We start from the raw sequence: 22036 nt of genomic DNA, 5'->3' as shown, positions 1-22036 counted from the left end.
GGGCAGGCATTTTTGCGCTGGGCTTTGGGGCCGTGTCCATACCGGGAAATGTAAGAAAAAAGAAATAACATTTCCTGCTATAGCAGGTTATAATAGGAAATGGACAAAACAGGATATCGAGGTGACGGCCATGAGACATGAAAGAAGAACGATGGAAATGAATGGGAAGTGTCATAAAATAGGCAGGGCAGCGGCAGCGTTTGTTCTGTCAGGAGCCATAATGGCAGCGGGCGGTATTACGGCCATGGCTGCCGGCAGTGCAGGCGCGGGGACAGCTGCAGGGACAGCCGTGAATCCGGCAGAACAGGGGCCGGGGGTACCTGCTGCTTCAAAAGCAGAGCCTGAGGAAAAGAAGGCTGCAGTGGAGAATGGGGTCATACAGCCCCAGAATCTGGAAGGAGCAAAGGATGCGGACCAGCTGGTGGTGGTAGTGGGAACCGGCGGCTGTAGCGCAGATGTATATTATTATAAGAAGTCAGGTGAAGCCTGGGAGATGGTCTGGAAGGAAGCAGGCATCGTAGGAAGGAACGGAATTACGGACCAGAAGACAGAGGGGGACGGCAGCACGCCCTCCGGTACATATGGATTTACCATGGCTTTTGGGCTCAGGGAAAATCCGGGCAGCGTCCTGCCATACCATAAGATCACAAAAGGCGACTACTGGGTGGATGATTCAGCCAGTCCCTATTATAACAAGCTGGTCAATACATCGCAGGTTGCAAAGACCTGGAACTCCGCAGAGAATATGGCGGCAGCGTCCCCGTACTACAATTACGCCCTGGCATTGAATTACAATGAAGCATGCGAGCCCGGGAAGGGCTCTGCCATCTTTCTTCACTGCTTTACCGCTGCCAGGGATAACGGATCCGCGGGCTGTATCCGCCTGCCCCAGGAACGGGCCAAGGAGCTGGTGCAGTCAGCCACAGAGCACACTAAGATTGTGATTGCGCCGGATTTGGAGCGGTTAAACTAATTCCATAAAATAATTCTATTAAAACAATTCCATAAGGCAGAGGCAGGGGGCGCTATCAGCGCGGCCCTGCCATTTTTTTTGAAAGCATTTTTAATAAATCAATTTTCTTTTTCTCTGAGGGAGGCATCCTGGAACTGAGGATGTTGACCAGAAGGTCTGTCTCCCTGTCGTTAAACTGTACGCCCTTTTGCCGGGCTTCCATGTTGATGGCCATGAATGCCTCCATCATGTTGTTTTTGTCTGAATGTTCAATCCGCTCCGCAAATTCGGTGAGCATGGCCAGTTTATCTTTGTTCATGGCCTTGAGCCTGGGGTCTTGTTTCCAGCTGTTATCCATAATTATGTAGTCCTTTCTGTTAAGGGATTCAGTGAATGGCCGTATCAGGCCATAGCCTGCATGGCAGTGAATATCATTTCCATGGTCTCAAAACGCGATTGCTGCTCCGGTGTCAGGAACCTGCGCAGCTGGTCCATGGGAGTCTGGCCTTCCATCAGGGTTTCGGCCATGTCAATCATATCCTGCTCCATGGGATTCCCATATGGACGAATGGCCTTTAACAAATCGCGCATGGAGCCGTTTCCCTGGGGACGTTCCAGGGAGCAGATGCCCATGGATGCCACCTCTTCAGTCTCAAATAGCTCCACTGTCTTTCGCAGTTCCTGGACCTTGACAAACAGGGAGATGGCCTTTTGTTCGGGAACGCCCAGGTAGGGAAGGGAGGCCTTAATCATCTGCAGATGGTGGTCGCCTATGAGATAGTCCAGGTCGGTTAGTTTATAGTCATCAGATGGATTCATGTATTTCCACCAGCCTTTTCTTTCTTTGCTTCCAATTTATGCGGGAGGAGCCTGTTACATGCCACTTATTTTCCGGCACAATGAGCCAAAGCCTGGACACTGCATATATTATAAGTATGGAAGGAGAGTGAAATCCATGTACAGCCGTTTGATTATAGATGGAAATGCAGTATATGAAATAGATGAGGAATGCTTAAAGCAGAGACAGGGAAGAAAGGGGTATGGAGGTAAGAACCGGGGGACGAAAAGTGCTTTTTCATCCGGAGAGACAGGTGAGGCCGGCAAATAAGCCCGGCTTCCCTGCAAGAAAAAACAGGGAGTGATGAAGCACTCCCTGTTCCTTTGATTCTTTGGTGAAGGATTTCTTAGAGGTGGGAATTAGCAGCAGAAGCCACCGCCACCGCCGCCACAGCAGCACAGGATTAAGATGAGCCAAATCATATCTCCGCATCCGCCTCCACAGCTGCACCCACAGCCACAACCGCCACCGCAGTCGCTATGTCCGAAGCCACCGCCGCCTCCACAGCAGCACAGAATCAGGATAAGCCAGATGATATTACATCCGCATCCGCTGCCTCCTGTTCCACATCCGCATCCACAGTCACAACCGCAGTTTGTTGCTGCTACATCACTCATGTTAATTCCTCCATATAAAGTTTAATTACACTGTATCATATGAAGCCCTGCTTGCTCATGTTTCCACAATTTGATAAAATTTAGAAAATTTTTGTTGGTACAAGGCTGGGTTATATAGTATAATGTCGGCAGACACGATACTGCGCGGAACGTTTTCTGATAATAGAAGGAAGAATACGCTCCGGCAGATGAAAAAGAAAAGAGGCTTTAAGAATGGACAAAAGCAGATTATATTACCAGATCCCTTATGTAAAATCGTTCATGTGCACAGTGGAGCACTGTGAGGAGAGCGGGAAAGGAACCTGGCTGGTGACTCTGAACCAGACCGGTTTTTATCCTGAAGGAGGGGGACAGCCCTATGATACAGGAACCTTAAACGGGATTTCCGTGGTATCCGTCCATGAGAAGGGGGAACAGGTAATCCATGAACTGGCGCAGCCCATAGAGGAGGGGACCCTGGCGGAGGGAATCATAGACTGGCAGAGGCGGTATGACAACATGCAGCTGCACACCGGGGAGCATATACTGTCCGGTCTGGTGCACAAACACTTTGGATATGATAACGTGGGCTTTCACATGGGGGCTGAGGAAGTGACGGTGGACTTTAACGGCATCATTGAGCCGGAGGATCTGGATTGGCTGGAGGATGAGGCCAATCAGCTGGTCTATGCCAATGTCCCTGTAAAGGTGCTCTATCCCTCTGAGGATGAACTCAGGACCATGGAGTACAGAAGCAAGAAAGAACTGTCCGGTTTGGTGCGCATTGTGGAGGTGCCTGGCGCAGATGTATGCGCATGCTGCGGCACACATGTAGAAAACACCGGAGAAGTGGGCATCATTAAGATAAGAAGCATGATTCATTACAAGGGCGGCGTTCGACTGTCCATGCTGTGCGGACGCAGGGCCCTTCTGGATTACAGGGACAGGCTGAAGGATGAAGCCAGGATATCCAACCTGCTGTCAGCCAAGCTCGTCCAGGTGCCGGATGCAGTGGAAAAGCTTAAAAGTGACAGCCAGGACAAGGATTACCTGATTGGGAAGCTGGGCAGCAGCCTGCTGGCCCTGAAGGCGGGACAGTTCCCGGAGAGCACAGAGCCCCTCATTGTATTTGAGGAGGATTTAACTCCGATTCAGGTCCGCCAGTATGCGACCCTTCTCTATGAACAGAACAAGGCCGGGGTGGCTGCTGTGTGTTCCGGGAATGACAGGGACAGCGAATATCACTATGCTCTTGGCAGCAGCCGGATGGACATGCGCGCGCTCAGCAAAGCCATGAACAGCCGTCTGAGCGGAAGGGGCGGAGGCAGCAGCCTCATGGCCCAGGGCACCTTCCGGGCAGCGCGGGAAGCCATTGAGGCAGCGTTCCTGGAAGAGATAGAACTATAAAGGATGGTACGATGGAATTAAACAGCGATACAATGAAAAAAATCAGAGGACTTATCGTTTTTACCGTGGTAATTGTGGTTGCAGGAATCAATTACAGACGTCTGGTGGATGTGGCGGCCGGATTGATGCATATTGTCTGGCCCTTTATTCTGGGGGCAGCCATAGCGTTCATACTGAACGTGCCCATGCGCAATATCGAGAGGCATTTGACCGTGTTTGGGGAGGGCAGCAGGCTGAGACGGCCTGTCAGCCTGGTGGTGACCATCCTCCTGGTTACAGGCGGTCTGTTTCTGGTCATCTTTGTGGTGGCGCCTCAGCTGGTAAAGACCTTTATGAATCTTCAAAGCAGTATCCCGGTATTCTTTGCAGGGGTGCGCGATGAGGCGGAGCGTATATTTGCCAGTAATCCCCAGATATTGGAATATATGAACCAGATGGAAGTGAACTGGCAGGAAGTGTTCCAGAACATGGTTGCGTTTTTAAAGAGCGGAGCAGGAACTATGCTTAACACCACTTTCTCGGCAGCTGTCTCCATTGTCAGCGGCGTATCCTCATTCCTCATTGGATTTATCTTTGCCATCTATATACTTTTGCAGAAAGAGACACTGGGACGGCAGATAAAGAAGGTGCTGGAGGCATTTTTGCCGGAACCGGCGGTAGGGCGGATCCTGGATATCACAGCCCTTACAGAGCGTACCTTCTCCCATTTTCTCACGGGACAGTGCGCGGAGGCCGTGATTCTGGGAACCATGTTTTTTGTGGTACTGACCGTTATACGTCTGCCCTATGCACTGCTGATTGGGGTGCTGATTGCATTTACAGCCCTGATTCCTATTTTCGGAGCGTTTGTGGGACTGGCAGTGGGCGTGTTTTTGATGCTCATGGTAAATCCTATGGATGCACTGATTTTTACGATTACCTTCTTTGTACTGCAGCAGATAGAGGGAAACCTCATATATCCTTATGTGGTGGGAAATTCGGTGGGGCTTCCTTCCATATGGGTGCTGGTGGCCGTGACCGTGGGCGGAAGCATGATGGGGATTGTGGGAATGCTCATATTCATTCCGCTGTGTTCCGTGCTGTATGCCCTTTTACGGGACGGGGTCAATACCCGCCTGGGAAAGAAAGGCGGAGGAACAGCTGTCTGTGAGGATGCCTGCGGACCGGCTGGTGAGAAAGACGGGGACCAGGGGCAGCAGGAGTAAAGACCGGAAATGATACGAGAGAATCATTGGGTGAATACTACAAAACAGAGATAACAAAACAGAGATAATAAAAAAGAGATACCAAAAAAGCCCGGAACCTGTCAGATGGTTCCGGGCTTTGCCTTTGTCTGTATTCCCGGCTGTTATTCCAGGCTTTTATCTTAGGCTTATTCTCCCTGATACATATATTTGATTAAACGCTCGATGTCTTCCTTCTCATGAGCAACCAGGTCTAATTCCTTGATATATCCATTGGAGAAGATGGTGGCCATAGACAGATACTGGGCTAATTTAGATTTCAGATTGATGCGGTCGCCTTCCGGAGATACAAGCTCCACGGTTCCCCTGCACTGGTCAATGACAGAGAAAAACTTTTCTACGTCTGTGATATTCTGAATCTTCATGGCATATCCTCCTGTGTTTGTATGCATTTTCCTGAAATGGAAAAGGCTGGTTAATTTTTTAACATATATGATTATAGCAGAAGGGCAGGGGAAGGGCAATTATGAATTTTCATAAAAATACAGGGATTAAAGGGTGTTTTTTATCGCATCTAACAGCAGGGAGGAGACCCGCAGGCCGCCCCGGCCCGTCCCTATGGAAATATCTGGTTTATTGCTGCCATGAAAGTCGGAACCGCCTGTGGAGAGCAGATGGTGGCGCGCGGCCATTTCCTGGAGCTTGGCGCTTTCCAGGCGGTTGTGGGAGGAGTGATATACCTCCAGGCCTTTCATGCCCAGGCCTGCCAGATAGGCGATGAGCTCCTCCGTGGCCTTATCCCCCAGCTTGTACTGGAAAGGATGGGCCAGGGCCACAAAGGCATGGCTGTCCAAGAGGGCTTCCATGACCGCCTCGGGAGGCAAAAATTCCTTGGGCGGGCAGTATGTGCCTCCGTATTGCAGATATTTCTTAAAAATATGGTCCAAATCAGGCCCCAGACCCTTTGCCAGAAGGGCTCTTGCCACATGGGCCCTGGTGATGACCGTATCAGGGTTCCCGGCGCATAAATCTTCGGCGGTCAGGTGGATGCCGTGGGCATCAAAACGCCCCAGCATCTCCTGGTTGCGCTGGTCTCTGTGATGGCGGAATTCCTTTAACGCAGCCTGAAGGGAGGGCGAATCAGTGTCCACGAAAAGTCCCAGTATATGGATTTCGTGGTCCCTGAAACTGCTGGATACCTCGATGCCGGGCACCACCTCCAGCCCCAGTTCTGCCCCGGCCTCCGCGGCGCCGGCAACGCCGGCCGTGGTATCGTGGTCCGTAAGGGCGATGGCTGAAAGTCCGGCCTCATGGGCCAGGCGGACCACCTGCTCAGGTGACAGGGTGCCGTCGGATGCATTTGAGTGGACATGTAAATCAACGTAAGACATGATGTGACCTCCGAATCGTAAGATGTAAAGACCTTGAAAAGGCTTGTAATTGATTTTTAATAATTTAATAATACTTACTTTATATATAGTAACATGAAATTCACAATAAGTAAAATTGGCCTGAAAAAAACAAAAAAGACGGTTCCATTTTACATAAAGTATGTTATACTACAACTTGTGAATAAATCCATAGGCAGAGATGACAGGTGAATAGAATGAATCAGTTAGAGAATAATCAGAACAGAAGAAGTTCCTCAGCAGGCAGAAGCCGCGGCAGGGGTTCAGATAAAGGCACGGGACGGGGAACGTCCAGGAATACAGGCAGAAGCAGTTCGTCAGGCAGCGGTTCAAGAAGTTCTTATTCCTATCGTTCCGGCGGACAGGCCGGCAGGATGAACGCGGCCCAGACAGCCAGGCGCAACAGCCCTCACAGGAGAAAGAAGGGGCCGGATTATAAAAAGATTGCCATAGCCGGAGTTATTCTTATTATCCTCATAGCCGGCATATCGCTGGCCATGAAATGGAAAGGAGCCGGTGGAAGCGAACCGGATCATTCTGTGGAAGAGACAACCGAGACAGAGATGATGAAGGAAGTCAAGGTGGATGGGATTACCATCACCGGCATGTCCAAAAACCAGGCCAGGAATGCAATTCTTAAGGAATATCCCTGGGATATGACAGTTACCTATGACGGAGATACATATAATGTGACGAATCTTGCGGCGGAAAAGGTAGACGCGCTGCTGGATGAAATCTACAGCGGGGAACCGGCTGAGAGTTACACACTGAACATGGACGGACTGGAAGAGGCAGCTGCGGGGGAGGCGGAAAACTGCGCGGCCAAATGGAATAAAAAGGCCAAAAACGGTTCCATCGACAGCTATGACAAGGAAAAGGGCGCCTTTGTGTTCGCCGGGGAAGAGAGTGGGTTTGCCATTGACCAGGAAAAGCTGGCAGCAGACATATTAAAGGCCCTGAAAGATAAGAAGTTTGACGCTTCCATCACAGCCACGGGAAGTGAGACAGCCCCGGATATCAGCGCTGCCGCTGCCAAGGAAAAATATAAGACCATCAGCACCTTCACCACAAAGACAACAGCCAACAAGGCCCGAAATACCAATATCAGGCTGGCTTCAGAGGCTCTGAACGGAACCGTGGTGCATCCGGGAGAGGAATTCTCCTTTAACGCAGCCGTGGGACAGAGGACAGAGGCAAAGGGCTACCAGGGAGCAGCCGCCTATAACAACGGAGAGGTGGTGCAGGAGATTGGCGGAGGTGTATGCCAGGTATCCACCACCCTGTACAACGCAGTATACAGGTCCGGACTGGGAGAGGAGAGCATTACCTTCAGGCGCTCCCACACCTTTGAGCCCAACTATATCACACCGGGCCAGGACGCCACGGTGAGCTGGGAACAGCCGGATTTCCGCTTCAAGAACACATCCAGCACATCCATCGGCATCAAGGCCAGCTACGCGGACCAGAAGATGACGGTATCCATTTACGGTATTCCGATTCTGGAGGAGGGAACAAAGCTGGATTTGGTATCCGAGAAAGTGGAGGAGCTGGATCCGCCGGCACCTACATATGAAGAGGACCAGACCCTTGAGCCGGGAGTGGAGATTCAGAAGAGCGCCGGCAGCAAGGGAAGCAGATGGATCACCTACAAGGTATTATATAAGGACGGAAAAGAGGTTTCCAGGGAACAGGACCATAAGACCACATACAAAGGCCATGCCCCCGTTATCCGCCGCAACACCACGGGCGTGGTGCTGCCGCCTGAGGAGACCACCCTTTCCACAGAGACAACAACGCCAACCATTGACGGAATGCCGGACGGCTATATTCCGGGTGATGAGACAATCATCACGCCTTCCGGAAACGGCTCCCCGGAGAGCGGTCCCGGCACAGTGACCCAGCCGGCAGCGCCCACCACAGCGCCTGCAGCGGCACCGAATCCAACCCAGGCCCCGCAGCCGTCTGAGACTGAGGCAGCCGGACCTGGCGGAGATAATCCGGTGATTGCACCGCTGAAACCAGAATAAAAAAGCAGACAGGAAAAGAGAAACCGGCATCAATGGTTTCTCTTTTTTTGCGGCGCTTTTCATGTTTTCAAAAATTGACATTGTATTTTTTGGCGTAATTACGATTAAGCATTTGCAATTTGTTAAATAATTGCTATAATAGTAGACAGGTCAGTCTGCATAGGGTCGAAGCATGTTTGTACATGCCCGGGTCCGGGGCAGACTCACATGTATACCATTACATATTCACTATTTGTAGGAGGAAATCAAAATGGCAAGAAAAATGAAAACCATGGATGGCAACCATGCAGCAGCGCATGCGTCATACGCATTTACTGATGTAGCGGCTATCTATCCGATTACCCCATCCTCACCTATGGCTGAAGCCACAGACGAATGGGCAACAGACGGAAGAACCAATATCTTCGGTCGTGAAGTACAGATTACAGAGATGCAGTCTGAGGCAGGTGCAGCAGGTGCTGTACACGGTTCTCTGGCAGCAGGTGCTCTGACCACCACCTACACAGCGTCACAGGGTCTGTTACTGATGATCCCTAATCTTTATAAAATCGCGGGCGAGCAGCTTCCAGGTGTATTCAACGTATCCGCACGTGCTCTTGCTAGCCATGCATTATCTATTTTCGGTGACCATTCCGACGTTTACGCATGCCGTCAGACCGGATGCGCTATGCTGTGCGAGTCCAGTGTACAGGAAGTAATGGACCTGACAGTTGTTGCACATATGGCATCCATCAAGGGCAAGGTTCCATTCATCAACTTCTTCGACGGTTTCCGTACATCCCATGAGATTCAGAAGATTGAGACCTGGGATTATGAGGACCTTAAGGAAATGGTTGACATGGACGCTGTAGATGCTTTCCGCAAGCATGCACTGAATCCAAATCATCCATGCCAGAGAGGCTCTGCTCAGAACCCTGATATCTTCTTCCAGGCAAGAGAAGCCTGCAACCCATACTATGACGCTCTTCCTGCAATTGTTCAGGAATATATGGACAAGGTTAATGCCAAGATTGGTACTGACTATAAGCTGTTCAACTACTACGGCGCTGCTGATGCTGAGCACATCATCATCTCCATGGGCTCTGTCAATGACACCATCGAAGAGACCATCGACTACATGGTGAAGCAGGGACAGAAGGTTGGTGTTGTTAAGGTTCGTCTGTACAGGCCATTCTGCGTACAGGCCCTGATTGACGCCATTCCTGATACCGTTAAGGTTATCTCCGTATTAGACAGAACAAAAGAGCCAGGCGCTATCGGCGAGCCTCTGTACCTGGATGTTGTTGCTGCCCTTAAGGGAAGCAAGTTTGACCAGGTTAAGGTTTTAACCGGACGTTACGGCTTAGGTTCCAAGGATACCACACCTGCTCAGATCGTGGCAGTTTACGAGAATACAACCAAGTCTCCATTTACCGTAGGTATCGTGGATGACGTTACAAACCTGTCCTTAGAGATTGGCGCTCCTTTAGTTACCACTCCTGAGGGAACCACAAACTGTAAGTTCTGGGGTCTGGGCGCTGACGGTACAGTTGGTGCAAACAAGAACTCCATCAAGATCATCGGTGACAATACAGACATGTATGCACAGGCATACTTTGATTATGACTCCAAGAAATCAGGCGGCGTTACCATGTCCCACCTGCGTTTCGGACACAGCCCAATCAAGTCTACCTATTTAATCCGTACAGCTAATTTCGTTGCCTGCCACAATCCTGCATATGTACGCAAGTACAACATGGTTCAGGAGCTGGTTGATGGCGGTACATTCCTGTTAAACTGCCCATGGGATATGGAAGGACTTGAGAAGCATCTTCCTGGACAGGTTAAGAAGTTCATCGCTGACCACAACATTAACTTCTACACCATCGACGGTGTAAAGATTGGTATTGAGACAGGCATGGGCCCAACACGTATCAACACCATCCTTCAGTCCGCATTCTTTGAGCTGACCGGCATCATTCCTGCTGAGAAGGCAAACGAGTTAATGAAGGCTGCTGCAAAGGCAACCTATGGCCGTAAGGGAGAGGACGTTGTTCAGAAGAACTGGGCAGCTATCGACGCAGGCGCTAAGGGCATGCACAAGGTAGAGGTTCCGGAGAGCTGGAAGAACTGTGAAGACGAAGGCCTTGACTATGCAGTTGTAACCCAGGGAAGAAAGGATGTAGTTGACTTCGTTAACAATATCCAGACAAAGGTAAGTGCTCAGGAAGGAAACTCCCTGCCTGTATCCGCATTTACAGAGTATGCAGATGGTTCCACACCATCCGGTTCCTCCGCATATGAGAAGCGCGGTATCGCTGTTAAGGTTCCTGTATGGAATCCGGACAACTGTATCCAGTGTAACTTCTGTGCATATGTATGTCCTCACGCTGTTATCCGTCCGGTTGCCATGACTGCTGACGAGGCTGCAAAGGCACCTGCAGACATGAAGATGAAGGATATGACAGGCATGGCTGGCTATAAGTTTGCCATCTCTGTTTCCGCTCTGGATTGTACCGGATGCGGTTCCTGTGCAAATGTATGCCCAGGCATGAAGGGCAACAAGGCTCTGGTTATGGAAAGCCTTGAGGCTAACCTTGGCGAGCAGGCTATCTTTGACTTTGGTCAGTCCCTGCCTGTTAAGGAAGAGGTTCTGGCTAAGTTCAAAGAGAACACCGTTAAGGGCAGCCAGTTCAGACAGCCTCTGCTTGAATTCTCCGGCGCTTGCGCAGGATGCGGCGAGACTCCTTATGCAAAACTGATTACCCAGCTGTTTGGCGACAGAATGTACATTGCCAACGCAACAGGATGTTCCTCCATCTGGGGCAACTCCTCACCATCCACACCTTACACCGTAAATGCCAAGGGACAGGGTCCTGCATGGGACAACTCCCTGTTTGAGGATAATGCAGAGTTTGGTTACGGTATGCTGCTGGCTCAGAACGCAATCAGAGACGGCTTAAAGGCTAAGGTTGAGAGCGTAATGGCTAACGAGAAGGCTACTGACGAGATGAAGGCAGCCTGCAAGGAGTGGCTTGATACATTTGGCACCGGCGCTCTGAACGGCACTGCTACCGATAAGCTGGTTGCAGTTCTGGACGGCGTTGACTGCGATGTCTGCAGAGACATTGTTAAGAATAAAGATTTCCTGGCTAAGAAGTCACAGTGGGTATTCGGCGGTGACGGATGGGCTTACGATATCGGCTTCGGCGGTGTAGACCACGTGCTGGCATCCGGTAAGGACATCAACATCATGGTATACGATACCGAGGTTTACTCCAATACAGGCGGCCAGTCCTCCAAGGCTACCAAGACAGGTGCTGTTGCACAGTTCGCTGCAGGCGGCAAGGACGTTAAGAAGAAAGACCTTGCAAGCATTGCCATGAGCTATGGCTATGTGTATGTTGCACAGATTTGTATGGGCGCTGATATGGCTCAGACTGTTAAGGCAATTGCAGAGGCAGAGGCTTATCCGGGACCATCCCTGATTATTGCATACGCTCCATGTATCAACCATGGTATCAAGAAGGGTATGGACAAGGCTCAGACAGAGGAGAAGCTGGCTGTAGAGTGCGGTTACTGGAACAACTTCCGTTACAACCCGGCAGCTGAGAAGAAGTTCTCCCTGGATTCCAAGGCTCCTAAGCTTGAGACCTATCAGGACTTCTTAAAGGGCGAGGTTCGTTACATGTCCCTGGCTATGAAGAATCCTGAGAGAGCAGCCGAGCTGTTCGCACGTAACGAGGCAGAGGCTAAGGAGCGTTACGCTTACTTAGAGAAGCTGGTTACACTGTACGGCAACGACTAATCTTACGTCAGATTTGAATATGTTATAAATGATGGACCCCGGAGGGCTTAGGCTCTCCGGGGTTTTATGTGTGTATTTGCAACAGTTTGGACCGTGCTGCGAATATTCTATTTCCAGAAGGGGATAATACTGGAAGAAAGGATGTGTGATACCAGTATGTTAGAAGAGAAGGCAATGGTTCAATTTCTGAACCGATTTACCGATTATCCCTTTCTGGTAAAATGGAAGGATCACGAAGACCGGGTAGGTCACGGCAACCCTATGTTTGCTGTTGACATCAGGGAAACCATACCGGTGAAGAAGCTGATGGACAGCACCTCCCTGGCCTTGGGAGAAGCCTATATGAAGGGCAAGCTGGAGGTGGAGGGGAGTCTGTATGAGGCCCTGGACCATTTCCTGGGGCAGATGGACCGTTTTTCCGTCAACCGCCTGCATCTGAGAAAGCTCCTTCATCCCTCTAATTCCAGAAAAAACCAGAAGATGGAGGTGTCCTCCCACTACGATATCGGCAATGATTTTTACAGGCTTTGGCTGGACGAAACCATGAACTACTCCTGCGGTTATTTTAAGACAGAAAATGATACCCTCTATGAGGCCCAGGTGAATAAAACAGATTATATTCTGAAGAAGCTGGCGCTGGAAGAGGGCATGAGCCTTCTGGATGTGGGCTGCGGATGGGGATTTCTCTTAATCAGGGCGGCCAGGGAATACGGAGCCAGGGGAACCGGCATTACCCTCAGTACGGAGCAGTATGACGGCTTTAAAAAGCGTATAGAAGAGGAAGGGCTGGAACATCTGCTGGATGTCCGGCTCATGGACTACAGGGATTTACCCCAAAGCGGCATGAAATTTGACCGTGTGGTCAGCGTGGGCATGGTGGAGCATGTGGGAAGGGAAAATTACGGCAGGTTTATGGACTGTGTGGACAAGGTGCTGAATCCGGGCGGCGTATTCCTGCTCCATTTTATCAGCAGCCAGAAGGAGCACGCAGGGGATCCATGGATAAAGAAATATATATTTCCGGGTGGGGTCATCCCCAGTCTCAGGGAAATCATATCCCTGATGGCGGAACATGACTTTCATATTTTGGATGTGGAGAACCTGAGAAACCATTACAACAAGACATTGCTGTGCTGGGAAAAGAATTTCAAGGAACATGAAAAGGAAATAAAGGACATGTTCGACGAGGAATTTGTCCGCATGTGGGATTTGTATTTGTGCTCCTGCGCGGCAACATTCCACAATGGAGTCATTGACCTTCATCAGATACTGGTGAGCAAGGGTGTAAACAATGAACTGCCCATGGTGCGGTGGTATTAAGCAAAAAATGCGGCCTGGAGCGTGGAGACGGAGGAAACAGTCCTCCGGCACGCTCCATGGCTTTATGCAGGTATTATTTCAAACGTTATTTCGGATGCTGTCTCAGGCATGATTCCATAACATTATCTGCACATTAACCGAACTGTGTTTTACGGGATGGTTTTATGGAGTTAAATCTGGTATAATCTAGGATTATAAAGCTGGCTCCATGAGGAACTGTCTGTTTTGGGGGATGAAGCGGAGAATGGATATAACCATGGTGTGATTGATAAAGGAGTGAGGGCGGATGGAGACAAAGAGCGATTTAATTACATATTGTCTTACCTATAAAGATGTATATGAGGACTATCCCTTCAGGGACCATGAATGGACTGTCATACGCCACCGGGGCAATAAGCGGGTATTTGCCTGGATATACCGGCAGGAGGGACAGGTCTGCATTAATCTGAAATGCGCGCCTGAATGGATTGAATTTTGGCGCAAGGCCTATTCCGGTGTGCGGCCAGGGTATCATTTGAATAAAAAGCACTGGAATACGGTGGTTTTGGATGGGAGTGTCCCGGATGAGGATATCAAACGGATGATAGGTGAAAGCTATGATTTGACAGGAGATTGCAGTAAAAAGAGATAAGTCCTTGCATGAACGGGCAGCTTCCGGTATGGTATTTAATCCAAAGGGAGAACAAAATAATACAGGACAGGGGAATAAGGATGAACAGACAGAATGAACACACGGGAATCGGACCTGGCACAATTGTCAGACATTTTAAGAGGGAAACATTATCGGCAGAGGAAAAAAAGACGAACCGATATCTCTATGTGGTCAGGGACATGGCCCATCATACGGAGACAGGAGAGCTCCTGGTCATCTATCAGGCGCTGTACGGGGAGTTTGGAACCTTTGCCAGGCCGGCTGAAATGTTTTTTTCTGAGGTGGACAGGGCAAAGTATCCGGAAATCAGACAGCGTATGAGATTTGAAGCTGTGAGCAGTTAGAGAGGTGCCGGATTCAGCGGGAGCCTTGCCTGCTGATGAAATAGGGTCAGATGCAGCCGCAGCGGGGCAGAGAACGCGGGACCTGTGAGAGTCAGAAAGGCAGATAAGGGAAATACAGGGAAAACCAAAAAATGGGGGTATCGTCATCATGGCGGTACTCCCATTTGGATGATGAGGGATTCGTTATACATTAGAAGTGTCTGCATCAAAGGGCAGCAGGAATTCCGGTATGCCGCTGGAATAAGGGGCAATATCATACTGTTGGTAGTAAATGACGATCCCGCCTGGTGTCAAATAAAAATTCTCCGGATGGAAGGAATTGCGCAGGAGTTCCTGGTAGTTGTCAAAATAGGTACCGGGATTGGCTTTCAGCCTCTCTGCAATCTCAAACTGTATCCAATTCTGGATATCCTGGATATAAGACGGATTGTTTTGATAAAAGTCGCTGAGCGTCATTTTTCTGCCGGATTGGGCATCCCAGGTCTCAGATGTCCGCAGGGTGGATCCGTGAGCTCCGCCTGTAAAGGTATACTGTTCCGAAAAAAGACTGAAAATACAGTCCTGGTTATATGTCACCACATAGCTTATATTAAATTCATATGGAAAAAATGGAACATTGCGGACGCGGCTGTAATTTGCCTCCTCGGCCGCCTGGGGATATAATACGCTGCGGCAGTACCTTGCTTTTTCATTTGCCTGTGTGACATAGTATTTGTTTATGGCCTGTATCGCTTCCTGATTGCAGGAAGCGTTCAATTGTGGGTAACGAATCTGGCAGTTAAGCACAACGGTGTCCTGGTAATCCATCTGGTCTGTCAGAATATGCTGGGTTATGGTTTGCATAAAAGCCTCTTATGATATGTTTTTACAATATATGTGCATGGTTGGCCATGTATGATTGATTCATGGTTTAACTGGGACATTCCTGCAAGCGATGAGTGCTGTATTATGTCTTGACACGAACATATGTTTGTGATATCATATAATATATAAAAGAACATATGTTCTTTTTGGCGGATTCAAGAAGATAAACTCACTATACAGAGTCTGTTGAGTCTATCAGGCCGGAACTTATAAAAACCTATATATGACAGGAGGCAGCCACATGAAAATCACAAAGGACAATCTGAATGAAGTTTTATTTGAGAACCATGATGCCAGACTTTTGATTGCGGACGTTGTGACCCATACCAGCGCTAACCTCTATTATTATCATGATATAGAAATAACGGTTCAGAAGGCGCTGGATATCTGGCATAAGGCCCAGGCCGCAGACGGGGAAGAGAACGGGTTTTACAGCGTGTCCTTCCTGGATTTTTCAAAGGAATCTGCGCCGCTGCCGTCAGGATTACAGCATGCATTTACGTAGCAGTATTCTCAAAGAGGGTATTACTGAGGCGCGGATTTTGAAGGTGAATGCGCCGTAGGGCATGGCACCGCAGGCCGGCAGCTGCCGCAGGAGCCAATGAGGGTTAAGCAAATCCCCGGCATCATGATAAAACAGGCAGGAGGTATACGAATGGAGGAGTGTTGCGGAATCAACATAGAACAGGAGATGACCATTGAAAATTTATATTGTTTCATAAGGGCATCCCTGCAGGCATTGCAGAGCACCGGTGGGTATGGGGAGGCGGATTTTGTATGTCCGCTATGTGGAAAAAAGGCTCATATAAAGCGCCTGAAGGGCGAGCTTTATAATACAGGAGAGATTGGGTGCCGGTGCGGGTACTCGTTTCGCTTTTAACCATAATCAAATTTCTAAATAATTCTTACCTGTGTGCACATATCTTTTGCAAACAGGTCCTAATTGGTTTGCTTTCATCCACCAGTCCTGCTATAATGGCATAAATGATACTGAAAAAGGAGTATTGTATGACCTTAGGACAAATAAAAGAAAGGCTGCAGTCCAGTGAATATGATTTCTTAAGAACGGATGAACACCTGGGCCATCACATCATCCTATTGACATTGGGAGGAAGCCATGCCTATGGAACCAGCATGGAAACCAGCGATCTGGATATTCGCGGATGTGCCCTGAACAGCAAGAGGGAAATTCTGATTCATGAGGATTTTGGGCAGGTAACGGATCCGCACACCGATACCACTATCTATGCATTCCGCAAGCTGATTCCACTGCTGACCAATTGTAATCCAAATACCATAGAAATGCTGGGCGGCAGAGAAGACCATTATTTGCATATAGCACCAGTGGGCAGGGAGCTGTTAGACCATGCCCACTTATTCTTATCCCAGAGAGCGGTTTATTCCTTTGGAGGATATGCAAACCAGCAGCTGCGCAGACTGGATAACAAGGCGGCCCGGCTTGTGGAACAGACGGATAATGAGAGACATATACTGAAAACCATAGAACATGCTTCCTTTGACTGGAAGAACCGGTATTTTTATATGCCTGGGGACAGTGTTAAGCTGTATATTGGAAAAGCTCTTAAGGAAGAATATGATAGTGAGATATTTATGGACATTACCCTGAGGCATTATCCGCTCAGGGATTATAAATGCCTGTGGTCAGAGATGCAGAGCATTGTAAAATCATATGCCAAGGTGGGAAAGAGAAACCAGAATGCCATAGAGCATGGTAAACTGGGTAAGCATATGATGCATCTGATCCGCCTGTACATGATGTGCCTGGATATTCTGGAAAAGGAACAGATTGTGACTTACCGTGAAAAGGAACACGACCTTCTTATGGATATCAGAAATGGCCGGTATCTGGATGAGAACCGGCAGCCTGTTCCGGAATTTTTTGAGATGGTAGATGAATATGAAAAGCGTCTGGATTATGCCCGGAAGAATACATCGCTGCCGGAAGAACCGGATATCAGGAAGATCAATGACTTTGCAGCCAGTGTAAATGAGAGGGTGGTAAAAGGTGAATTGTAATCATGATATACCAATATCCGCGGCCTGCATTATAAAGGAATTGGAATTAAGAGGATGGGAGTTTACACAAGGCCAGAACCTGGAAATGGACAACTGGCAGCATATCCTGTTTACTGTGGTTCCCGAATTAAAGACCATGTGCGGGTTTCAACAGAATAATCCTTATCATGTCTACGATGTGTGGCAGCATACCGCAGCGGCCCTCAGAGCGGCAGGAGATGATCCTGTTGTGGCATTGACCATACTGTTTCATGATATCGGAAAACCGGAATGCTATACTGAGGATGAGGACGGCAGAGGGCATTTCTATGGACATGGCCCTGTAAGCGCCAGGATTACGAATCAGGTAATGAAACGGCTGAAATTCGATGAAGAAACCATTGATACGGTGGTAGAGCTGGTAAGATACCACGACTCTGACCTTCACGAAAAGAGACGAAGCATCAGGACATGGCTGGACCGTCTGGGAGAAAAACAGTTCCGGCGGCTGCTGGAGGTACGCCGGTGTGATGTAAGCGGCCAGAATCCTGCCTGTCTGGCAGAACGGCTGGCCAGAATCCACCGTTTGGAAGCCCTTCTGGATGAGGTGGTGGAGCAGACCGGGCAGTTTCGCATTAAGGATTTGGATATTAATGGAAGTGATTTGATACAGATTGGTTATACACCGGGAAGCTCCATTGGAAGCACCCTGTCTAAGCTGGCGGACCAGGTGGTAGAAGGAGTCATGGAGAACAAAAGGGATATATTATTGCGGGAAGCAGGCCGGTGGCTGATACGCGAATAGGCCGGGCCGTCACATGGTGGCGGCCTTTTTTCCATACATTACCTTAAATATGTTTGGATTGCTAATTTTGGGACAGAATATAATAGAGAACCATTACCATGGGCAGTTGGCAAGTAACCGGCTCAAGCAGTTCAAACATTTTAAGGAGTAAATATGAAACGAATCGTTATATTGGGGGCCATGGCTCTGACCTTATCACTGGCAGTGCCCATGACAGTGCAGGCAGAGGAAAACGGGACAGATATGGTACTCGCCGCCAAGAGTGTGGCGGGTGAATTCAAAACCGCTCTTCAGGAGGCAGCCCATAAGACAATTAAGTTTGCTAACCAGGATGGAATCAATATTTATAAGGAACCCAGCACAGGGGCAGTGGTTTTGGACCAGGCATTTCTGAACACATCCTTTGAGGTTTTGGGTGAATACGGTGATTGGTCCATGATAACAACAGAGGCAGGACATGCATATATAGAAACAAAATATCTCTCAGGCATTGAGATACGGCGCCCTTCTTATTCAGAAGAGGACCTTTATATTCTGGCTCATGTAATCTGCGGAGAGGCGCAGAACTGTCCGGATGATGAGCAGCTTCTGGTGGGCTCAGTGGTGTTGAACCGGGTGAATCATGGCCGGTTTCCCAACACCATCAAAGGCGTGGTATTTGCACCGGGGCAGTACTCCTGCACCAGAGACGGAAATTATTACCGCGAGCCCACAGCAAGCAATTGGGCCAATGCAAAGTGGCTTCTGGAAAATGGGAGCATCCTGCCGGGCAATGTGGTCTGGCAGTCAGGAGGCAGACAGGGCAGGGGAGAATATCTGAGGACCAGATATCACAGTTATTGTTATTGATGGCAGAAGAAACAGTACAACATCATCTTTGTATTTACAGCAGATAATTGGGGGCCGGCACGGCGTGGGCCGCGCCGGCATTTGACTTAGGTCACAATACGGGTCATGGTGAATTTTCCGGGAGCTGTCTGCAGTACGGCAAATTGACTGTAGGATGTCCCGGAAGATTCATAGGGAGTTGCTTTGGCATCCTGGCCTGGGGTGTGGACAGTAGCCGACACTTCTGTAAGAAGGCAGACCCCTCGGCTGCCGGCGGTCCAGCTCCCCCATGGAGCTATCTCATAGTTATCATCAGAACAAAAGGCAGAGGCATATTTCACCTTCCCTTTCACACTGAAATTCGTAGAGTTGACAATATGAACTTTTGGATAAGCCATATAATACACATCCTTTCCAGATTTATTTATAGAAGCTTGTCTGGCTTCTAACGTATAATATGCTGGCAGAGAAAATGTGTGAAAATGCCGTTAATAAGGGGATAAAGGGAAAAAACAGTATTCTTTGGATGTTTCAGGTGAAAGATAAGTGGCAAATGTCTGAATATGAGAGGAGCCGGCATGAAGGAACCATGCCGGCTAAGTATGAGAGAAATCTATATCAAAAGGAGTAATTCCTTGTTATGGATAAGAGTATACATGGAAATTGTGACAAAAGTTTGAGCAGGAGCTAAATTAAGAATAAAATTCCTTAAGGATTAAACGTGGGAAAGATGAGTTTTTATTTACGAATTTTCAATAAGTATGAATAATTGGAAAAATAGTACTTGATTTTCCTGCGGATTTATGGTATTATCTACGAGTGTCGGGGCATTAGCGCAGCTGGGAGCGCGCCACACTGGCAGTGTGGAGGTCACGGGTTCGAATCCCGTATGCTCCATTGAAGAGAGTACATGGAATAGAGATTTTTCTGTATATACTAATTATGAAACTTGCGAATGGCTTAGGCCATTCGCATTTGTTGTTTATGGGAAGATGTATAGATTTGCGCTCTGTGAGGCAGCACCATTGATTATTTGGCATGGGAAGTTACATCACGGCTGGGGGAGATTTACAACCATACTCCCCAGTCGCCATAGTTAAATGTGCCGCTGCCATGATGAAGTTTTCCGTCTGCTTCAAGCTGCTCAAATGCTTTTCGCATACGAAATAAGATTTCCGGCTGTATATCCAGTGAATGATGGGCAGGAAATACTTTCTTTACCGGCAGGGAAGAAAGCTTTTTTAGTGAATTAAGATATGCCTCCGGGTCGGTAGATGGATAATAGGCAAAGAGTATATCCTTGTAAACCAAATCGCCTGTAAATAAATACCCTGTATCTTTCTCCCAAAAACACAAATGTCCCGGTGAATGTCCCGGCGTATGAAACACTTCAACCTGCCTCCCGCCAAGGTCAATTATATCATGATCAGTCAGAACCTTTGACGGCACCCCCTGAAAAAACTCATAATCGTTTACATCAAAGCCGTCAGGTAAATTGCAGCGGTCAACAACCATCTCTTTAATTGTTTCTATGGATAAAGGGAACTTGCCATTCAGCCAGTCCAATTCTTCAGCATGAGCGTAAAAATCCGGAAAATATTTGTGTCCTCCAATATGATCCCAATGAATATGCGTTGCAACTGCCGTAATGGGCTTGTCCGTGAGTTTTACGACCTCATCAAATATGTTTGAAATACCAAGTCCTGTGTCAATAAGCAAGCTTCGTTCCCTTCCGTTCAGCAAATAGCAGTGCGTTTCCTCCCAATGCCGGTATTCACTGATAATGTAGGTATTTGAGTCTGTTTTATCTATTGTAAACCAGTTGTCCATTGTTTTATATCCTCCGCTTTGCCGGTTTGCTTCATTGTCTAAACCATCAGATTTAATTTTAAATAAAGGAAACTAGACCTCTAATGCCAGTTCAACGGCCTGTTTTGCGTGTATCACGGTGGTATCAAAAACAGGCAGTGAAGAATCGGTCTGATGTATAAGAAGCCCGATTTCAGTACAGCCAAGGATAACACCATGGGCTCCCTTTGCCTTTAAATTATCAATGACTACCTGGAATTCTCTGCGGGATTCTTCCCTGATATTACCTACGCAGAGTTCATGGAAGATAATATCATTCACAATATCAATATCCGCGGCATCCGGGGTGATAACGTCTATACCTCTGTCAATTAACCTCTGCTTATAAAAATCCTGTGTCATCGTATATTTTGTGCCCAACAAGCCCACTTTCCGAATCTGACATGCCAGAAGCTCTTGTGCGACGGCATCCGCTATATGTATAATCGGAATCTGTATCATGGATTCGATTTGAGGAACTACCTTGTGCATTGTATTTGTGCAGATCAGAATGAAGTCCGCACCTGCAGCTTCTAAGCTTTTAGCTGCCGTTCCCAGTATGTCACCACTCTTTTTCCAGTCACCGTCAGACTGACATTTTTCGATCTCGTCAAATTCCACACTGTAAAGAATAACCTTTGCAGAATGAAGTCCGCCAAGCCGTCTTTTAACTTCCTCATTTATAATCTGGTAGTATGAAACTGTACTTTCCCAACTCATTCCGCCAATCAGCCCAATTGTTTTCACTTTTTGACCTCCTCTGTTTCCAATTTGATTTAGTAAATTATATCACACATTCATTTGCTATGGAACGACGACTTGGGAGTGCATCAAGGAAAACAATTGTAATGCACTGACGGAAGAAGGCCGCTGAGAAGGCCGCTGAGAAGACAGCTAAGAAGGCCGCTAAGAAAACAGCTAAGAAAAATGTAATAGATTCTTCAGCATATGGTATTTGACATTCATCATACAGCATGCTATAATCAGTTCCAATAAAAGGGAGTAGCGAACCACCAGAAGGTGGATTTTAAATCGTCATCTCGGTGCCGGAGGCACCCGTATAAAATGAAATGTGCAAGACTTTTATTGTGGCAGGGAGCCAGCCACCATAAAGGTCTTTTTTTCTCTGATGCAAAGCTGGCGGTAATACCTGCCTCGC

General features: G+C 48.3%; 23 protein-coding genes and 1 tRNA gene. 15 read left to right on the top strand and 9 right to left on the bottom strand.

The window, feature by feature from the left end:
- Positions 1–130 precede the first annotated feature (130 nt).
- On the top strand, positions 131–973 hold the full coding sequence (locus LI015_RS04715) for a L,D-transpeptidase family protein (RefSeq protein WP_002564657.1): 843 nt from the start codon (positions 131–133) through the stop codon (positions 971–973).
- 55 nt (positions 974–1028) lie between these two features.
- On the opposite strand, the gene LI015_RS04710 is transcribed toward LI015_RS04715, so the two are convergent.
- Together LI015_RS04710 and LI015_RS04705 are read right to left on the bottom strand one after the other, a co-directional pair.
- Positions 1029–1310, bottom strand: coding sequence for a hypothetical protein (locus tag LI015_RS04710; protein ID WP_002564656.1), 282 nt, complete (start codon positions 1308–1310; stop codon positions 1029–1031).
- 44 nt (positions 1311–1354) lie between these two features.
- Entirely contained in the window at positions 1355–1771 is a 417-nt protein-coding gene (locus tag LI015_RS04705; protein ID WP_002564655.1) for a hypothetical protein, read from the bottom strand.
- Between the two features lie 136 nt (positions 1772–1907).
- Between LI015_RS04705 and LI015_RS04700 the strand changes: the two genes are divergently transcribed.
- Positions 1908–2060 (top strand): hypothetical protein, encoded by a 153-nt coding sequence (locus tag LI015_RS04700; RefSeq protein WP_002564654.1) that lies wholly within the window; start codon positions 1908–1910, stop codon positions 2058–2060.
- 89 nt (positions 2061–2149) lie between these two features.
- Here LI015_RS04700 and LI015_RS04695 read toward each other — a convergent pair whose 3' ends face one another.
- Complete coding sequence (locus LI015_RS04695; protein WP_007036402.1) at positions 2150–2407, bottom strand: hypothetical protein; 258 nt, start codon at positions 2405–2407, stop codon at positions 2150–2152.
- 213 nt (positions 2408–2620) lie between these two features.
- Here LI015_RS04695 and LI015_RS04690 point away from each other — a divergent pair, with 213 nt between their 5' ends.
- Positions 2621–3793 carry an alanyl-tRNA editing protein gene (locus LI015_RS04690; protein ID WP_227124243.1) on the top strand — a complete coding sequence of 391 codons (1173 nt, stop codon included), beginning with the start codon at positions 2621–2623 and terminating at the stop codon, positions 3791–3793.
- Between the two features lie 11 nt (positions 3794–3804).
- Positions 3805–4998 carry an AI-2E family transporter gene (locus LI015_RS04685; protein WP_117627431.1) on the top strand — a complete coding sequence of 398 codons (1194 nt, stop codon included), beginning with the start codon at positions 3805–3807 and terminating at the stop codon, positions 4996–4998.
- A gap of 167 nt (positions 4999–5165) precedes the next feature.
- Here LI015_RS04685 and LI015_RS04680 read toward each other — a convergent pair whose 3' ends face one another.
- Together LI015_RS04680 and LI015_RS04675 are read right to left on the bottom strand one after the other, a co-directional pair.
- On the bottom strand, positions 5166–5402 hold the full coding sequence (locus LI015_RS04680) for a hypothetical protein (protein ID WP_002564651.1): 237 nt from the start codon (positions 5400–5402) through the stop codon (positions 5166–5168).
- Between the two features lie 126 nt (positions 5403–5528).
- The gene (locus LI015_RS04675) at positions 5529–6368 is read right to left on the bottom strand and encodes a PHP domain-containing protein (protein ID WP_002564650.1); all 840 of its coding nucleotides are present in this window, start codon (positions 6366–6368) and stop codon (positions 5529–5531) included.
- A 215-nt stretch (positions 6369–6583) separates the two neighbouring features.
- Between LI015_RS04675 and LI015_RS04670 the strand changes: the two genes are divergently transcribed.
- From LI015_RS04670 to LI015_RS04650, 5 genes are all read left to right on the top strand, one after another.
- Positions 6584–8413 (top strand): VanW family protein, encoded by a 1830-nt coding sequence (locus tag LI015_RS04670; RefSeq protein WP_119204584.1) that lies wholly within the window; start codon positions 6584–6586, stop codon positions 8411–8413.
- A 250-nt stretch (positions 8414–8663) separates the two neighbouring features.
- A complete protein-coding gene (nifJ, locus tag LI015_RS04665) occupies positions 8664–12200 on the top strand; it encodes a pyruvate:ferredoxin (flavodoxin) oxidoreductase (RefSeq protein ID WP_002564648.1) in 3537 nt (1178 codons plus the stop codon).
- Positions 12201–12356: 156 nt separating this feature from the next.
- Positions 12357–13520 carry an SAM-dependent methyltransferase gene (locus LI015_RS04660; RefSeq protein WP_002564647.1) on the top strand — a complete coding sequence of 388 codons (1164 nt, stop codon included), beginning with the start codon at positions 12357–12359 and terminating at the stop codon, positions 13518–13520.
- A 286-nt stretch (positions 13521–13806) separates the two neighbouring features.
- Entirely contained in the window at positions 13807–14151 is a 345-nt protein-coding gene (locus tag LI015_RS04655) for an MmcQ/YjbR family DNA-binding protein (RefSeq protein WP_227124242.1), read from the top strand.
- 80 nt (positions 14152–14231) lie between these two features.
- Positions 14232–14516 (top strand): DUF1653 domain-containing protein, encoded by a 285-nt coding sequence (locus tag LI015_RS04650; RefSeq protein WP_227124241.1) that lies wholly within the window; start codon positions 14232–14234, stop codon positions 14514–14516.
- A 183-nt stretch (positions 14517–14699) separates the two neighbouring features.
- Here LI015_RS04650 and LI015_RS04645 read toward each other — a convergent pair whose 3' ends face one another.
- Positions 14700–15359 carry a DUF3298 and DUF4163 domain-containing protein gene (locus LI015_RS04645; RefSeq protein ID WP_227124240.1) on the bottom strand — a complete coding sequence of 220 codons (660 nt, stop codon included), beginning with the start codon at positions 15357–15359 and terminating at the stop codon, positions 14700–14702.
- A 262-nt stretch (positions 15360–15621) separates the two neighbouring features.
- Here LI015_RS04645 and LI015_RS04640 point away from each other — a divergent pair, with 262 nt between their 5' ends.
- From LI015_RS04640 to LI015_RS04620, 5 genes are all read left to right on the top strand, one after another.
- On the top strand, positions 15622–15885 hold the full coding sequence (locus tag LI015_RS04640; RefSeq protein ID WP_002564643.1) for a hypothetical protein: 264 nt from the start codon (positions 15622–15624) through the stop codon (positions 15883–15885).
- A gap of 150 nt (positions 15886–16035) precedes the next feature.
- A complete protein-coding gene (locus LI015_RS04635; protein WP_002564642.1) occupies positions 16036–16260 on the top strand; it encodes a hypothetical protein in 225 nt (74 codons plus the stop codon).
- A 128-nt stretch (positions 16261–16388) separates the two neighbouring features.
- Positions 16389–17417: a DNA polymerase beta superfamily protein gene (locus LI015_RS04630; RefSeq protein WP_002564641.1), complete on the top strand. Its 1029-nt coding sequence runs from the start codon at positions 16389–16391 to the stop codon at positions 17415–17417.
- Positions 17407–18201: an HD domain-containing protein gene (locus LI015_RS04625; RefSeq protein ID WP_227124239.1), complete on the top strand. Its 795-nt coding sequence runs from the start codon at positions 17407–17409 to the stop codon at positions 18199–18201. The genes LI015_RS04630 and LI015_RS04625 overlap by 11 nt, the downstream gene beginning before the upstream one ends.
- A 153-nt stretch (positions 18202–18354) precedes the next feature.
- Positions 18355–19050: a cell wall hydrolase gene (locus LI015_RS04620; RefSeq protein WP_002572479.1), complete on the top strand. Its 696-nt coding sequence runs from the start codon at positions 18355–18357 to the stop codon at positions 19048–19050.
- Positions 19051–19136: 86 nt separating this feature from the next.
- On the opposite strand, the gene LI015_RS04615 is transcribed toward LI015_RS04620, so the two are convergent.
- A complete protein-coding gene (locus LI015_RS04615) occupies positions 19137–19427 on the bottom strand; it encodes a hypothetical protein (RefSeq protein WP_002564638.1) in 291 nt (96 codons plus the stop codon).
- 426 nt (positions 19428–19853) lie between these two features.
- On the opposite strand from LI015_RS04615, the gene LI015_RS04610 reads away from it, so the two are divergent.
- Positions 19854–19926: transfer RNA gene (locus LI015_RS04610), tRNA-Ala, on the top strand.
- A 171-nt stretch (positions 19927–20097) separates the two neighbouring features.
- Here LI015_RS04610 and LI015_RS04605 read toward each other — a convergent pair.
- Both LI015_RS04605 and LI015_RS04600 read right to left on the bottom strand, forming a co-directional pair.
- On the bottom strand, positions 20098–20859 hold the full coding sequence (locus LI015_RS04605; RefSeq protein WP_002573384.1) for an MBL fold metallo-hydrolase: 762 nt from the start codon (positions 20857–20859) through the stop codon (positions 20098–20100).
- 72 nt (positions 20860–20931) lie between these two features.
- Positions 20932–21624: an aspartate/glutamate racemase family protein gene (locus LI015_RS04600; protein ID WP_227124238.1), complete on the bottom strand. Its 693-nt coding sequence runs from the start codon at positions 21622–21624 to the stop codon at positions 20932–20934.
- Positions 21625–22036: the final 412 nt, after the last annotated feature.

This window comes from Enterocloster sp. 210928-DFI.2.20 (assembly GCF_020554465.1).
GTDB classification, from domain to species: Bacteria; Bacillota; Clostridia; order Lachnospirales; family Lachnospiraceae; genus Enterocloster; species Enterocloster bolteae.
The sequence above is the reverse complement of the archived record's forward strand: the minus strand, read 5'-3'. Positions and strand labels throughout refer to the sequence as shown.

Bases quoted from the DNA above. Each gene is read 5' to 3' on its own strand.
- LI015_RS04685 (WP_117627431.1), top strand. From the start codon at position 3,805: ATGGAATTAAACAGCGATACAATGAAAAAAATCAGAGGACTTATCGTT.
- LI015_RS04670 (WP_119204584.1), top strand. From the start codon at position 6,584: ATGAATCAGTTAGAGAATAATCAGAACAGAAGAAGTTCCTCAGCAGGC.
- LI015_RS04620 (WP_002572479.1), top strand. From the start codon at position 18,355: ATGAAACGAATCGTTATATTGGGGGCCATGGCTCTGACCTTATCACTG.
- LI015_RS04705 (WP_002564655.1), bottom strand. From the start codon at position 1,771: ATGAATCCATCTGATGACTATAAACTAACCGACCTGGACTATCTCATA.
- LI015_RS04700 (WP_002564654.1), top strand. From the start codon at position 1,908: ATGTACAGCCGTTTGATTATAGATGGAAATGCAGTATATGAAATAGAT.
- LI015_RS04680 (WP_002564651.1), bottom strand. From the start codon at position 5,402: ATGAAGATTCAGAATATCACAGACGTAGAAAAGTTTTTCTCTGTCATT.
- LI015_RS04650 (WP_227124241.1), top strand. From the start codon at position 14,232: ATGAACAGACAGAATGAACACACGGGAATCGGACCTGGCACAATTGTC.
- LI015_RS04690 (WP_227124243.1), top strand. From the start codon at position 2,621: ATGGACAAAAGCAGATTATATTACCAGATCCCTTATGTAAAATCGTTC.
- LI015_RS04615 (WP_002564638.1), bottom strand. From the start codon at position 19,427: ATGGCTTATCCAAAAGTTCATATTGTCAACTCTACGAATTTCAGTGTG.
- LI015_RS04675 (WP_002564650.1), bottom strand. From the start codon at position 6,368: ATGTCTTACGTTGATTTACATGTCCACTCAAATGCATCCGACGGCACC.
- LI015_RS04645 (WP_227124240.1), bottom strand. From the start codon at position 15,359: ATGCAAACCATAACCCAGCATATTCTGACAGACCAGATGGATTACCAG.
- LI015_RS04655 (WP_227124242.1), top strand. From the start codon at position 13,807: ATGGAGACAAAGAGCGATTTAATTACATATTGTCTTACCTATAAAGAT.
- LI015_RS04695 (WP_007036402.1), bottom strand. From the start codon at position 2,407: ATGAGTGATGTAGCAGCAACAAACTGCGGTTGTGACTGTGGATGCGGA.
- LI015_RS04635 (WP_002564642.1), top strand. From the start codon at position 16,036: ATGGAGGAGTGTTGCGGAATCAACATAGAACAGGAGATGACCATTGAA.
- LI015_RS04630 (WP_002564641.1), top strand. From the start codon at position 16,389: ATGACCTTAGGACAAATAAAAGAAAGGCTGCAGTCCAGTGAATATGAT.
- LI015_RS04605 (WP_002573384.1), bottom strand. From the start codon at position 20,859: ATGGACAACTGGTTTACAATAGATAAAACAGACTCAAATACCTACATT.
- LI015_RS04660 (WP_002564647.1), top strand. From the start codon at position 12,357: ATGTTAGAAGAGAAGGCAATGGTTCAATTTCTGAACCGATTTACCGAT.
- nifJ (WP_002564648.1), top strand. From the start codon at position 8,664: ATGGCAAGAAAAATGAAAACCATGGATGGCAACCATGCAGCAGCGCAT.
- LI015_RS04710 (WP_002564656.1), bottom strand. From the start codon at position 1,310: ATGGATAACAGCTGGAAACAAGACCCCAGGCTCAAGGCCATGAACAAA.
- LI015_RS04640 (WP_002564643.1), top strand. From the start codon at position 15,622: ATGAAAATCACAAAGGACAATCTGAATGAAGTTTTATTTGAGAACCAT.
- LI015_RS04715 (WP_002564657.1), top strand. From the start codon at position 131: ATGAGACATGAAAGAAGAACGATGGAAATGAATGGGAAGTGTCATAAA.